The sequence below is a fragment of the Halomonas sp. LMYGS-3 genome (assembly GCF_059509875.1).
This window is the reverse complement of the sequence record NZ_JCAKFQ010000023.1, coordinates 1-14,257: the sequence shown is the minus strand read 5'-3', so window position 1 is coordinate 14,257 and position 14,257 is coordinate 1. Positions and strand designations below refer to the sequence as shown.

The 14,257-nt window shown below is 66.6% G+C and carries 10 protein-coding genes; 3 read left to right on the top strand and 7 right to left on the bottom strand.

Annotated features, from left to right (window positions below):
• The first annotated feature begins 35 nt into the window (after positions 1–35).
• On the top strand, positions 36–317 hold the full coding sequence (locus AC5W54_RS17450) for a hypothetical protein (RefSeq protein WP_495963370.1): 282 nt from the start codon (positions 36–38) through the stop codon (positions 315–317).
• 203 nt (positions 318–520) lie between these two features.
• On the opposite strand, the gene AC5W54_RS17445 is transcribed toward AC5W54_RS17450, so the two are convergent.
• Positions 521–865, bottom strand: a complete 345-nt coding sequence (locus AC5W54_RS17445) for a glutaredoxin family protein (RefSeq protein WP_495963369.1) — start codon at positions 863–865, stop codon at positions 521–523.
• On the bottom strand, positions 862–3,057 hold the full coding sequence (gene rlmKL, locus AC5W54_RS17440; protein ID WP_495963368.1) for a bifunctional 23S rRNA (guanine(2069)-N(7))-methyltransferase RlmK/23S rRNA (guanine(2445)-N(2))-methyltransferase RlmL: 2,196 nt from the start codon (positions 3,055–3,057) through the stop codon (positions 862–864). Before rlmKL ends, AC5W54_RS17445 begins: the two co-directional genes overlap by 4 nt.
• Before the next feature lie 278 nt (positions 3,058–3,335).
• Here rlmKL and rmf point away from each other — a divergent pair, with 278 nt between their 5' ends.
• Positions 3,336–3,542 (top strand): ribosome modulation factor, encoded by a 207-nt coding sequence (gene rmf / locus AC5W54_RS17435; protein WP_110283657.1) that lies wholly within the window; start codon positions 3,336–3,338, stop codon positions 3,540–3,542.
• A 102-nt stretch (positions 3,543–3,644) separates the two neighbouring features.
• On the opposite strand, the gene AC5W54_RS17430 is transcribed toward rmf, so the two are convergent.
• The 5 genes from AC5W54_RS17430 to AC5W54_RS17410 form a co-directional block, all read right to left on the bottom strand.
• Positions 3,645–4,664, bottom strand: coding sequence for a quinone-dependent dihydroorotate dehydrogenase (locus tag AC5W54_RS17430; protein WP_495963367.1), 1,020 nt, complete (start codon positions 4,662–4,664; stop codon positions 3,645–3,647).
• A 112-nt stretch (positions 4,665–4,776) separates the two neighbouring features.
• Complete coding sequence (locus AC5W54_RS17425) at positions 4,777–9,618, bottom strand: NAD-glutamate dehydrogenase (protein WP_495963366.1); 4,842 nt, start codon at positions 9,616–9,618, stop codon at positions 4,777–4,779.
• A 179-nt stretch (positions 9,619–9,797) separates the two neighbouring features.
• A complete protein-coding gene (gene trmA / locus AC5W54_RS17420) occupies positions 9,798–10,904 on the bottom strand; it encodes a tRNA (uridine(54)-C5)-methyltransferase TrmA (protein ID WP_495963365.1) in 1,107 nt (368 codons plus the stop codon).
• Between the two features lie 71 nt (positions 10,905–10,975).
• Positions 10,976–11,752 (bottom strand): glutamate racemase, encoded by a 777-nt coding sequence (gene murI / locus AC5W54_RS17415; protein WP_495963364.1) that lies wholly within the window; start codon positions 11,750–11,752, stop codon positions 10,976–10,978.
• A 212-nt stretch (positions 11,753–11,964) separates the two neighbouring features.
• On the bottom strand, positions 11,965–12,510 hold the full coding sequence (locus AC5W54_RS17410; protein WP_495963426.1) for a hemerythrin domain-containing protein: 546 nt from the start codon (positions 12,508–12,510) through the stop codon (positions 11,965–11,967).
• A 218-nt stretch (positions 12,511–12,728) separates the two neighbouring features.
• Here AC5W54_RS17410 and AC5W54_RS17405 point away from each other — a divergent pair, with 218 nt between their 5' ends.
• The gene (locus tag AC5W54_RS17405; protein WP_495963363.1) at positions 12,729–14,078 is read left to right on the top strand and encodes a replication-associated recombination protein A; all 1,350 of its coding nucleotides are present in this window, start codon (positions 12,729–12,731) and stop codon (positions 14,076–14,078) included.
• The last annotated feature ends 179 nt before the right edge of the window (positions 14,079–14,257 follow it).

Sequence of the window (14,257 nt, the reverse complement as noted above, 5' to 3'; positions counted from 1 at the left end):
GCCTACGGCAGCACCTCGCGCTTTCGGGAGTCGCCGTGATCGTCCGCTGGGAAACCGACCATGACTATGTGCTGATACATGTCCATCAGGACATGTTCGGCGACTGGATCTTCAGCCGCGCCTGGGGGCAGATCGGCACCCAGTTCGGCGGGCTCAAGCACCGCCTGGCCGACGACCACGCCCAGGCCCTGATGTGGCTCGGCGACGAGGCTACCATCCAGGCCTCGCGAGGCTTCCGCAAGGTGCTGGAGGTGGAGGCCGAGACCGCCGAGGGGCGCGACGCCATCCGCCAGCTGTCGCTGCTGGATACGCTATAAGCTGGAAGCTGGAAGCTGGAAGCTGGAAGCTGGAAGCTGGAAGCTGGAAGCTGGAAGCTGGAAGCTGGAAGCTGGAAGCTGGAAGCTGGAAGCTGGAAGGCAGCCTGTTGCCACCAATCCCTGTATCAAGGTCTTTCTTCTAGCTTCCAGGCGCGAAGCGCCGCTCTTCCAGCTTATGGCTTCAGGCTCCCGGCGAAGCCGGGTCACCCGAGGTAACGCCGACCGTCGCGCATCACCGCACCCCGGGCCGTGCGCGGCGGTTCACCCGCCAGTTCCCGCTGCAGCTGCTGCCAGGCAGCCTCGTCCAGCCAGCCCCGCGCGGCCAGCCAGGTTGCCAGGCGCTGTGGATCGAAGCCGCGGTCGAGCTCCTCTCCGGCCTCGTCCACCAACACCGGGATACGCACCCCGTAGCGCTCCAGCAGGGCATCGTCGTCGGCGATCTCGACCCGGTCGAGCACCGGCGCTTCGTTGGCCAGGTGGACCAACAGCGCCTCGAGCTGCTCGCAGAGATGGCACCCCAGGGTGGTATAGAGTCGCAGCCGGATCATGACACCTCCCGATGGCGAATCAGAAAGACGTGATGCAGACCGGGACGGCGTTGAAAGTCCGGGTCGAAGGTCTGCCTCGAGATGTCGTCCACCGCATAGTGGTCGACGAGGTCGGCATCCAGCTGGAAGCGGCGCTGGTTGTTGGAGAACACCAGGGTGCCGCCCGGCGCCAGGCGGGCCATGGCCAGACGCACCAGGCGGCCATGGTCGCGCTGCACGTCCAGGGTGGCCTCCATCTTCTTGGAGTTGGAGAAGGTCGGCGGATCCAGGAAGATCAGGTCGAACTGCGCCCCCGCCGTCTCCAGCCAGCGCAGGCAATCATCGCGCACCACCCGGTGGCGGCTCGGATCGAGGCCATTGAGGGCGAAGTTGTCGCGCGCCCACGCCAGGTAGGTGTTGGAGAGATCGACGCTGACGCTGTCACTGGCTCCGCCCGCGGCCTCGGTCGCCCCCAGTGCGGCCTGCACCGTGGCGGTGCCGGTATAGCAGAACAGGTTGAGGAAGCGCTTGCCGGCGGCCATTTCACCCAGCATCCGCCGCACCGGGCGGTGGTCGAGGAACAGGCCGGTATCGAGGTAATCGCGCAGGTTGACCCACAGCCGCGCCCGCCCCTCGCGAACCTCGAAGCGCTCGCCGCTGGTGGCCTGCTGCTGGTACTGGCCCTTGCCGCTCTGGCGCTCGCGACGCTTGACCACGATATCCGTCGGGTCCACGCCCAGCACCTCGGGCAGCACCGTGAGGGCATCGAAGAGGCGCTTCTGGGCCTGGTCGGCGTCGATGGACTTCGGCGGCGCGTACTCCTGAACATGCACCCGCGTACCATAGATATCGATAACCAGGGCGTATTCGGGCATATCGGCGTCATAGAGCCGGTAGCAGCTCTCGCCGGACTGCTTGAGCCACTTGCGCAGGCGCTTGCGGTTCTTCTCCAGGCGGTTGGCGAACATCTGCGCCCCCCTGGAGTGCCGCGGAACCGTCGACGCCTCGGCACCGCCCGGCTCGGCCTCGGGAATCGCCAGCAGCAGCAGCCGGGCATCCAGGGGACCGTTCTTCAACGCGTAGTGCTTGTGGGCGCGCAGGCCGATGCGATGTCCCAGGTCGGGATTGGCGGTGAACACCGCCAGTTGCCAGCCGGGAAAGGCCCCCCGCGCCCGCTCGCCGAGCTGGCCATAGAGGGCCACCAGTTCGGGCAGCTCGCCCAGGCGCTCGCCGTAGGGCGGGTTGGTGATCAGCAATCCCCGAGGTTCGGCCGGCAGTCCCCCGGGGCGTTCGAGTCGGCTCAGTGAGGTGCCACGGAACTCGATCAGCGCGGGAATGCCGGCGCGCATGGCATTGGCCCTGGCCGCGGCCAGCGCCGGTGGGCTCTCGTCGAAGCCGAACAGCCGTGAGCGACAGCGTTTGCGCCCGATGCTGGCCCGGGCCTCGGCCTCGCGGTGGAGTTCCCGCCACAGCCGCTCGTCATGGCCGGCCCAGCCATGGAAGCCGAACCGCTCCCGCGCCAGGTTGGGGGCGACGTCGGCGGCGATCAGCGCCGCCTCGATCAACAGGGTGCCGGCACCACAGAGCGGATCGACCAGCGGCGCCCCACGCCGTGCCTGTTCCGGCCAGCCGGCGCGTACCAGCAGCGCCGCGGCCAGGTTCTCCTTGAGCGGCGCATGGCCGACGTCGCGACGATAGCCACGACGGTGCAGACTGTCGCCGGAGAAATCCACGCCCAGTGTCAACTGGCCGCGATGCAGGTTGGCATAGAGGCGCAGGTCGGGGTGACGCAGGTCGACGTCGGGCCGCGGGCGACCCGTGGCGAACAGGCTTTCTACCACGCCATCCTTGACGGTCTGGGCACCGAAGCGAGTGTGGCGGATGGCCTCGGAGCGACCGTGAAAGTCCACCGCCAGGGTCTCGCCGGGTCGCAGATGATCCCGCCAGTCGACCGCCGCGACGGCATGGCGCAGCTGATCCGGGGTCTCGATGTCACGCTCCTGTACAAGGCAGAGCACCACGCGGTTGGCCAGGCGCGACCAGAGGCAGACGCGGTAGCCGGCCTCGAGGCCGGCTCGGAAGTGCACTCCCGCCACGGTGGTCTTGCCCGGCTCGGCGCCCAGCTGGGCGAGTTCGTCGGCCAACAGGAGTTCGAGGCCCTTCGGGCAGGTGGCGATGAATGCCAGTGAATCAGTGGGTTGTGTCTCAGTCATGGAAGATCCATCGGCCCCTCGGGTGGGCGAATCGCGGCCATGTCGACCGGGTGAACGGGATGTTACAAATCAACGGTCGACAACGTCGACCCCGTTGCGCTATCAATTAGTCAGTAGCTACTGAATAACGCATGCGTTTGCTGTCAACGGGCCCCATCCGTCGCACAGCCGGTATTTTGCGGCCGGCAGGCGGGGGTTGCCCGGGGATCAAGAACGGGCGGGTTCGCTCCTTTCCTACAGGACGAACCCAATCCGGTACCTTTTCAAGAGGTAGTCCAATGAAACGACAGAAACGTGATCGCTTCCAGCGCGCCTATATCCATGGCTACAAGGCAGGTATCTCAGGTCGTTCCCGTGATGATTGTCCGAGTCAGGATATCAATCTTCGCGAATACTGGATGAGCGGTTGGCGTGAAGGTCGTGGGGATCATTGGTCCGGCATGACAGGTGTCTCCGGCATACACAAGAACCCCATGGTGATGTGAACCCACCACCCTCCTTACGAGGTTCCTCACCGGCCGTCGTCGACGGCCAACCGATCGAGCCCGTGGCCATGCCACGGGCTTTCTGGTTCATGACGTCCCGTATCACGCGGCGTGGGCCTTCAGCGCCCGCGCGCACTCCCCCACCAGCCGCGGCCCGCGGTAGATGAAGCCCGAATAGAGCTGCACCAGATCCGCGCCCGCCTCGCACTTGGCCACGGCGGCCGCGCCGCTGTCGATGCCCCCCACGCCGATGATCGGCATCGCCGGCAGGTGGCGGCGCAGCTCGCGAATCACCGCATTCGACGGCTCGAATACCGGGCGGCCGGAGAGCCCCCCCTGCTGATCGGCGTACTCGAGACCCATCACCGCCTCCCGCGATACCGTGGTGTTGGTGGCGATCACCGCGTCGATGGCGTTGGTCTCGAGCGCCCGGGCCACCAGCGCCACCTCCTCGGCACTCATGTCGGGGGCGATCTTCACCGCCAGCGGCACACGGCGGCCGGCCTCGCGATCGAGGTCATGGCCCGCCTCGCGCAGCGCCCCCAGCAGCTGGTCGAGGTGCTCGCCGAACTGCAGGTTGCGCAACCCCGGCGTATTGGGCGAGGAGATGTTCACCGTCACGTAGTGGGCGCAGGCGTGGACCTTGCGCAGGCAGGTCAGGTAGTCGTCCACCGCCCGCTCCACAGGCGTGGTCAGGTTCTTGCCGATGTTGATGCCGATGATACCGTCATAGCGGCTCTTCCTGACCCGCTCGACCAGGTGGTCCACTCCGGCGTTGTTGAACCCCATGCGGTTGATGATGGCCCCCTCCTCCCGCAGGCGGAACAGCCGGGGCCTCGGGTTGCCCGCCTGGGGCTTGGGCGTCACCGTGCCCACCTCGACGAAGCCGAAGCCCAGCGCCCCCAGGGCATCCAGGTGGTCGGCATTCTTGTCGAGCCCCGCCGCCAGACCCACCCGATTGGGAAAGCGCAGCCCCATCAGCTCCAGCGGGTCGTCGACCCGGGGGCCGGCCAGGCACCCGGCGAGCCTCAGCCGATCGGCCAGATCCAGCCCCGACAGCGCCACCCCGTGGGCGGTCTCGGCATCGAGGCGGAACAGGATCGAGCGGGCAAACGCATACATGGGCATCTCCAGGGAGGGGGGCGAGCGGGCGCGATTATAGCAGTCCGGCCGCCGGGAAACGACGAACCCCGCCAAGGGCGGGGTTCGTGCTTCACTGCGTGCCCGTCGCGCGTCAGACCTCGCGGCTGCTCTCGGCCAGGTCGACCAGCTCGCGTACCGCGACCGCAAAGAGCGGGAAGCCACCCTGGCTGCCGCTGCCCACCTGCTCGAGCAGGCGACACCAGCGCTGATGCATGGCCTCGTGAAGCTGCAACCACCGGTCGACCCGCTCGACCGGAGCCTTGGGCCCTCCCTCCATGCCGAGCACGCTCACCGTCAACGCCAGCTGCTGGCGATCGATGTCGTCGCGGAAGGTCTCGCGGGCCTGTGCCTGCCAGCTGTCACGCACCTTGAGGTCGGTGATCTTCTGGATCATCCACGGCAGCTCCAGGCGATCGCCGATCTCGTAGAACGCCTCGGCCACCCGCTGGGGCTTCTCGCCGGCCTGCCGCGCCGCCTGGATGATACCGAGCGCGGTATAGAGGCTGCCCGTGGCGGCCACGGTCGCAGCCAGCGCCTCGGGCACGCCCGCCTCCACCAGCTCCGTGCGCCGCGTCTCCCAGGCCTCGCGCTCCTCGCCACGCAGCCGCTTGCCGATATTCTCCTGCAACTGGGCCAGGCGCGGGGCGAAGTAGGTGATCGCGTCGCGGGTGGTCATGCCGAGACGCTGACGCAGGAACCAGCGGGTCGCCCGGCGCAGCGTGCGCATCAGGTCGAGCATCATGCCGTACTGCACCTGGCTCGGCACCTGATTGTCCAGCGCCTCGATCTGTTCCCACAACCCACTCAACTGGAAGCTCTCGCGGGCGATGACGTAGGCCCGGGCGATGTCGGCGCGCCCGGCGCCGGTGGAGTCGATCAGCCGGCGCACGAAGACGATGCCCATGTGGTCGACCAGGTCGTTGGCCACCTGGGTGGCGACGATCTCGCGTTTCAGCCGATGCTCGTACATCTCGTCACGGAAACGCTCGACCAGCACCTTCGGGAAGATGTGTTCGACGTACTGCGAAATGGTCGGATCGTCCGGCACCTCGGAAGCGATCAGGTCGCCCTTGAGCACGCTCTTGGCATAGGAGATCAGCACCGAGAGCTCGGGCAACAGCATGCCCTGCTCATTCGCGGCCCGCTCCTGGAGCTCTTCGTCGGTGGGCAGGAACTCCAGTTCCCGGTCGATCTGGCCGACGGCCTCGAGCTCACTGATGAAGCGCCGGAAGGGACCGATGCCGTGGCGCGAGAGGAGTTCGGAGAGATCCAACGCCTGGGTCTGGCGATAGTTGTCGAGGATCACCAGGTCGGCGACCTCATCGGTCATGTCGGCGAGCAGCTGGTTGCGCTGCTTGTCGGTCATGTCGCCGCGCTTGACCACCTCGTCGATGAGGATCTTGATATTGACCTCGTGGTCGGAACAGTTCACCCCGCCGGCGTTGTCGATGAAGTCGGTGTTGACCCGCACGCCCTTGGCCGCGGCCTCCATGCGACCACGCTGGGTGAGCCCCAGGTTGCCGCCCTCGCCGACCACGCGGCAGTTGAGCTCCCGGCCGTCGATGCGCAGGGCGTCGTTGGCCTTGTCCCCCACCTCGGCATCGGTCTCGCCGCTGGCCTTGACGTAGGTGCCGATGCCGCCGTTCCAGAGCAGGTCGACCTCGGCCCTGAGCATCGCACGGATCAACTCGTTGGGGGACAGCTTGTCTTCCCGGATGCCGAATACCGTCTTCATCTGCTTCGATATCGGGATCGACTTGGCGCTGCGCCGGAACACCCCACCGCCCTCGGAGATCAGGCCGGCATCGAAGTCTTCCCAGCTCGAGCGCGGCCGGTCGAACAGTCGCTTGCGCTCGACGAAGGTGGCGGCGGCGTCCGGATTCGGATCGACGAAGATATGCAGGTGGTTGAAGGCACCCACCAGCCGGATCGTCTCGGAGAGCAGCATGCCGTTGCCGAAGACATCGCCGCCCATGTCGCCGATCCCCACCACGGTGAACGCCTCGCGCTGGGTGTCCAGGCCCAGGCCGCGGAAGTGGCGCTTGGTCGATTCCCAGGCCCCCTTGGCGGTGATGCCCATCTTCTTGTGGTCGTAGCCGTTGGCCCCCCCCGAGGCGAAGGCGTCGCCCAGCCAGTGGCCATACTCGGCCGAGATCTCGTTGGCGATGTCGGAGAAGGTCGCCGTGCCCTTGTCGGCGGCTACCACCAGGTAGGCATCATCGTCGTCGTGGCGCACCACGTCACGGGGCGGCACCACCTCGCTGCCGACCAGGTTGTCGGTGACGTCGAGCAGGGCGCGGATGAAGGTCTTGTAGCAGGTGATGCCCTCCTGCTGGATGGCATCGCGATCGCCCCCCTCGGGCAGCCGCTTGCAGATGAAGCCTCCCTTGGCGCCCACCGGCACGATCACCGCGTTCTTCACCTGCTGCGCCTTGACCAGGCCGAGAACCTCGGTGCGGAAGTCCTCCTGGCGGTCAGACCAACGCAGCCCGCCGCGGGCCACCTTGCCACCACGCAGGTGAACCCCCTCGACCCGCGGCGAGCAGACGAAGATCTCGTAGACCGGGAGCGGCTTGGGCATGCCGGTGACCTGGGACGGATTCATCTTGTAGGCGATGTAATCCTTGACGCGGCCGTCGGCGCCCCGCTGGTAGTAGTTGGTGCGCAGGGTCGCCATCATCAGTTCCATGTAGCGGCGCAGCAACTGGTCGTCGTTGAGGCTGGCCACGTCGTCGAGCAGCCGCACGATGCGCTGCTGGCAGGCCTCGACCTCGCTGTCGTCGGGGCGATCCTCGGGATCGAAACGCAGCTCGAACAGCGTCACCAGCTCACGGGTGATCTCCGGATGGTTGGCCAGGGTGGTGGCCATGTAGTCCTGGGAGACGCCGAAGCGGATCTGCTTCAGGTAGCGGGCATAGCCACGCAGCATCGCGACCTCCCGCCAGTCCAGGTTGGCCCCGATGATCAGGCGGTTGAAGGCATCGTTGTCCGCCTCCCCCACCCAGATGCGCTGGAAGGCCTCGATGAAGGGACCGCGCATCTCCTGCAGATTGACCTCGGTGCTGGTGTGATGCTCCAGGTCGAAGTCGTGGATCCAGTAGCTGGCGTCGGTGGCACGGATCTCGTAGGGACGCTCGCCGATCACCCGCAGCCCCAGGTTCTCCATCATCGGCAGCACGTCGGAGAGCGGAATGGGGCGGTCGCGGTGGAAGAGCTTGAGGTTGACCCCGCTGCCCTCCTCCTCGACCAGGCGGTAGAGGGAGAGCGCCAGGGGGATGCCGTCGTCGAGCTCGCTGATGTGATGCAGGTCATAGACCGCGGTACGGGCGCTGAAATCGTCGCGATAGCCGGCGGGGAAGGCATCGCGGAAGCGATCAAAGAGCTTGTTGGCCTGCTCCTCGCCGAACCCCTCGATGCTGGCGGCCTGGAGATCGTCACGCCAGTTGCGGGCGAGTTGGGCGACCTTGCCCTCCAGGCGCTTGAGATCATACGCAACGGGGTGGTCGCCCTCGAAGCGAAGAATGAATTGGATACGCGCCAGCACCGACTCCGAGAGGTAGGTATTGAAGTCGCCGAAAGTGGCACCCAGCTCCTCGCAGAGGAGTTTCTGGATGCGCAGCCTGAGCTCGGTGGAGAAGACGTCCCGCGGCACGAACACCAGGCAGGAGTAGAACTTGCCGAAGCGATCCTCGCGCACGAACAGCCGCACCCGGCGTCGCTCGCGAATGTCGAGGATACCCAGCGCCGTCTGGACCAGCTCGTCGGTGTCGATCTGGAAGAAGTCGTCGCGGGGATAGACCTCGAGAATCTGCAACAGCTGCTTGCCGTTGTGTCCCTTGGGGTTGAAGCCCGCGATATCCATCACCGACTTGAGCTTGCGCCGCAGGATCGGCACGTTGCGCGGCGACTCGTTGTAGACCGTGGCGGTGAACAGGCCCAGGAAGCGATGTTCGCCGATCACCCGGCCCTCCTCGTCGTAGCGGTCGATGGAGATATAGTCGGGATAGGTCGGCCGATGCACCCGGGCATGGTGGGCGCTCTTGGCGAACGACAGCAGTTGGGGTACCAGTACGTAGTGGTCGCCGTCGACACCGAGCGTGGTGCGGATGCGCTCACGATATCGCGGCTGGTCGAGGCGAAAGACCCCCAGCTCGCTCCCCTCGACCTTCTCGAGCCACTCCCGGCCATCCCGCTCGACGATCTCGTAGGCGTCATAGCCGAGGAAGGTGAAGTTGTCCTGGCGCAACCACTCGAGAAAGGCGATCGCCTCGCTGTGGTCCTCGGGGTCGATCGACGCCGGGCGGATCGCGCGGATCTCCTCGAGCGCCTTCTCGACCTGCTCGACCATCGGTTCGAAGTCGGCCACCGCGGTACGCACATCGACCAGCACCTCGTGCAGGCTGGCCTGGATGTCGGCGAGGAAGGCGGGGTCGGTATGGCGGTCGATCTCGATGGCGATCAGCGACTCGCGCGCCTCGGGAGCCCCTGCTTCCCGGGGCGAGGCGACCCGCTCGAGATGGTCCTTGTCGTCACGCGCCACCGCCAGTACGGCGTTATGGATCGCGTGCACGGTGATACCCCGCCGGTTCAGCTCGATGCGCACCGAATCGACCAGAAACGGCATGTCCTCGTGCAGCACCGCCACGAAGGTGTGGGTCGACTGCCAGCCGTGCTCCTCGAAATCGGGGTTGAAGACCCGCACCTTGGGCGAATCGGGATCGAACTGCTGAATGAAGTGCCACACCGACAGGGTCGCACCATAGATGTCGTCCAGGCGGCGGTCGGCGAGGTCATCGAGGGGCACCGTAGCGTAGAAGTAGCGAGCGAAGGACTCCACCTCGCGGGCCTTGTCCTTGTCCAGTCGATTGGTCAGTCGCTCGGCGAGCTGCTTGAGAAAATCCTGTCTGACTTCGTCGTGCGCAACATACTGCATCCGTCACCTCGGCTGCCGACGACCGCCGAATGGCGGCCGGGATAAAGTTCAGGGCGACCCCTGGCCGCCATGCGCTCGATCTTACGCCACTCCCCGAACCGCCCCCACCGACTTGTCACCTTGCTCATGGTACATGTCGGTTGCGCATCACCGCTTGACTTCCTGGACCAAGGTCGCAGTCATGGACGCCTCTCGAGCAGTACCCCGCACTCGCAGTGATGCGTCCAGGGAAACTGGTCGAACAGGGCGAAACGCCGGATGTCGTGCGTTCGGGTCAGGGTCTCGAGGTTGTCCGCCAGTGTCTCCGGGTTGCATGAAATATAGACGATACGCGAGTAGTCGCTGAGCTGCCGGCAGCTCTCGGCGTCGAGCCCGGCGCGGGGCGGGTCGACCAGCACCGTGGTGAAGTCGTAGTCGTCCAGCGCCCACTCGGCCACGCGCCGCCCGCCTTTCTCACCCTTCAACGCCGCGGAGAACTCCGCGGCGGACATGCGGCCGATCACGGCATTGGCGATGCCATTGGCCGCGAGGTTGAACCGTGCGCTGGTCACCGAGGTGCGCGATATCTCGGTCGCCAGCACCCGGCGGAAGTTCTCGGCCAGTGCCACGGTGAAGTTGCCATTGCCACAGTAGAGTTCCACCAGGTCGCCGTCCCGGCTGTCGCGGGTCACCTCACGGGTCCAGGCCAGCATCGAGCGGCAGATCTCGGCATTGGGCTGGGTGAAGCTGTTCTCCACCTGTTGGTAGACGAACTCGCGCCCGTCTACCTCGAGTCGCTCCATGACATGGTCCTGCTCCAGCACCCGCCGCTGCTTGCGCGAACGACCGATGATCATCACGCCGAGCCGTTCCTGAAGCTGGCGAGCCGCGTCTTCCCAGGCCTCGTCCAGCGGGCGGTGGTAGATCAGGGTGACCAGCGCCTCACCCGACAGGGTGGTGAGGAACTCCACCTGGAAGAGCTTGCGTCGCAGCAGGGGGACATCGCGCACGGCATCGAGCAACTGCGGCATCAACGCATTGATCCGCCGGCTGGCCACCGGATAGTCATCCAGGCGAATCACGGTCTTGTGCCGGGGGTTCTCGGGATCCACCTCGAACATGGCATAGAACAGATCGTCGCCCTCGTGCCAGACACGAAACTCGCAGCGCTGCCGGTAGTGGCTCGGTGGCGAGGGAAACACCTCCAATGCCGGCGGCGAAAAGCGGGCGAAGTCGCGGGTGATGCGCTGGCGCTTGGCTTCGAGCTGCTGATCGTAGCGGGCGGGATCGACGACGGGAACGGCCACGGGGCCTCCTGTAGTGGTGAAATCAAGGTGATGACGGCCGTGCACGAAGGAATGACGCGGGACCGACACGCTCAGCCGAGGTGGAGCAGGCGCGGCTCGGCGAAGCCGAATGTCGCCAGCCCCTCCCTCAGGCGAGGATCCGGGGCGGTGATGAAGCTCTCGCCCGGCCCGCGGTACGGGGCGGGGGCGGCGACCACCTGGGCGACCCGGCGGGCAATGGCGTCGCCGGAATCGATCCAGGCGACCTCGCGCGGCGCCGCCTCGACGAGGAAATCATGCAGCAGCGGGAAGTGGGTACAGCCCAGCACCACCGTATCGAGCTCGGGATCGGCCCACAGCGGTGCCAGCGCCTCGCGGATCGCGTCGCGATCGGGGGGCTCGCCGGCCACCCAGCGCTCGGCCTCGCCGACCAGCGCATCGGCAGCGACCCGGGTCACCCGGCAATCGGCAGCGAACTCGCGGATCAGTCCCAGGGTGTAGGGGCGGGCCACCGTGGCACTGGTGGCCAACAGGCCGAGATGGCGGGTGGTGCTCGACCGGGCCGCCGGCTTGATCGCCGGCACGGTACCGACCACCGGCACCGACAGGCGCGCCCGCAATGCATCGAGTGCCAGGGTGCTGGCGGTATTGCAGGCCACCACCAGGGCACAACAACCGCTGGCCGACACTGCCGCCTCGCAGACGGAAAGGATGCGCTGCACCAGCCAGCCATCCTCGCGAATGCCATAGGGCAGCATGGCATTGTCGCAGACATAGGCAAGCGCCGCCCCCGGCAGGCGATCGCGCAGGGCCGCCACCACCGAAAGCCCCCCCACACCGGAGTCGAACACCAGCACAGGGCCCGTCACCGGCACTCACCACGCAGCAACACCCCCGCCCGGACAGGCGGGGGGGAGAGGAGAGAGGACGGCATGACATGGTGATGGCTGACTGGCATCGCGCTAAGTCCCGGCGGCACATTCCTCGGCAGCGCGTTCATGGCTGAACGTACTGGACCGACCCTGGGAATGCATTCTACCTGAGCACGACGACGACCCGAAGCGACCGATGCACAGAAGGTTCAGATCACATGTTCCGGTGCTTCGCGCAGCTCGGCATAGAGCTCGGGATAGGCCTCCTGGAGGCGTTCCAGCTTGGCAGCGGCGCCCTCCGGCAGCGACTCGGCGAGACGTTGCAGGTCCTCCTCGTCGAAGTGTTCATGAATCAGCGGGAAGAGCAGCTCACGTTCGTCGCGCAGGTAGGCCCGATGGCTCTCCAGGTAGGCCTTGAGATCGTCGGAGAAGCGATCCATCGGCACGACCGCATCCATCAGGATCATGTCGATATCGCCGGACAGGCGCTTCAGGCGTGCACGCAGGCCCCGGTAGTCCTTGGCGAGCTGCTCGGTGACGTCACCGCTCTCGGGAGCCTTCTGTTGCAACTGTTCGGTGCAAATCCGCTCGAGGGGCAGCGTGAAGCCCTCCATGTAGTCCAGGATGTAGTCGACGACCTCCCGCACCAGCTGGAAATTCGGGCGCTCACCGGTCGACAGGGTCTTCTGCTTGAGCTGCAGAACGTGCAACATGCGCGCCATATTGGCATGATCCCGGCGCAACTGGGTCAGCATCGTCATGTCGTGGCCTCCTCTCCGTCCGCGATGTGTGGAAGGCATTCCTCGTTGGATTCGCCATCCTGGCCTGGGTTCAGCGAACCCACCCGATACCGGGGGTACGCCGAAGACGTTGTATCAACCTAGTGCCTGGCGGCGGGGCTGTCTATCGACCAAGGTCGCATTGTCGACGACGCCCACCCGGGCATCCTCTTGCCGTTCATCAGGAGACCGCCATGGACCTGTTCCAGCAGAACGCCAGCGATGACGCGGCGCCACTGGCCTTTCGCATGCGGCCGCGGCGGCTGGCCGACTATGTGGGCCAGCAGGCGCTGGTCGGCCCCGACAAGCCCCTGCGTCGCATGGCCGAAACCGGCGTGGTGCGCTCGATGATCCTCTGGGGCCCCCCCGGCACCGGCAAGACCACCCTGGCCGAGATCCTCGCCGCGGAGTCCGGCGCCCACCTCGAGCATCTGTCGGCGGTCATGGCCGGGGTCAAGGAGATCCGGGCCGCGGTGGACCGCGCCCGGGCCGCGCAGGGCCAGGGACGGCACACCCTGCTGTTCCTCGACGAGATCCACCGGCTCAACAAGAGCCAGCAGGACGCCCTACTGCCCCATGTGGAATCCGGCCTGCTGACGCTGATCGGCGCCACCACCGAGAATCCCTCCTTCGAGGTCAATTCGGCGTTGCTCTCCCGGGCGCGAGTCCATGTGCTCAAGGCGCTCTCCGAGGCGGAGCTGGTCACGGTGATGCGCCAGGCCCTCACCGATGCGGAGCGCGGCCTGGGAAGCCGCCAGATCGACGTCGATGACGAAGTGCTGGAGCTGCTGGCCCGTGCCGCGGCCGGCGATGCCCGCCGCGCCCTGGGGCTGCTGGAGACCGCCTGCGACTTTGCCGAACCCGGCGCGGACGGCGGGGAGATCCTGCGCCGCGAGGCACTGGAGGACGTGCTGGGTCACCAGGCCAGCGCCTTCGACAAGCAGGGCGACCACTTCTATGACCTGCTCTCGGCGATCCACAAGTCGGTGCGCTCCTCGCGCCCCGACGCTGCCCTGCTTTACATCGCTCGCTTCCTCCAGGGCGGTGGCGACCCGCTGGACGTGATCCGTCGTCTGGCCGCCATTGCCTCCGAGGACGTCGGCAACGCCGACCCACGCGCCCTGCCGCTGGTGATGGCCGCCTGGGATGCCTACCTGCGCCTGGGCGACTACGAGGGCCAGCGCGCCATCGCCCACGCCGCCATCCACCTCGCCGTGGCGCCCAAGAGCAACGCCATCGACCGAGCCTGGAAGGAGGCCAAGGCCTTCGTTGCCGCCCAGCCGAGCCTCGAGGTGCCTACCTACCTGCGCAACGCGCCGACGAAGCTGATGGAGTCGCTGGGCCACGGCCAGGGCTATCGCTATGCCCACCACGAGCCCCACGGCTACCCAGCGGGCAGCGCTCACGACTGCTGGCCCGACGAGATCCCGCACCAGCGTTTCTACCAACCGACGGAGTACGGCCAGGAGAAGCGCTACGGCCAGCTCATGGCCTGGCGAGAGGAGCTGGATGCCCGGGCGGACGGGGGAGAACCGGGAGAGTAACCGTAGAGTCCCGAACCCTGCCGATCACCCCGGATACCTTAACGATGACGGCACGTTCGCCGAAAACTGTTTAGGGTTGCACCCTCTTGTCGGCACAGAAACTCGGCGGCCGCCTATACTCAGCGCTGGTGCCAGAGGCGCAGCCGTCGTCTTTTTGGAGGTCCGTCCCCGTCCGAAAA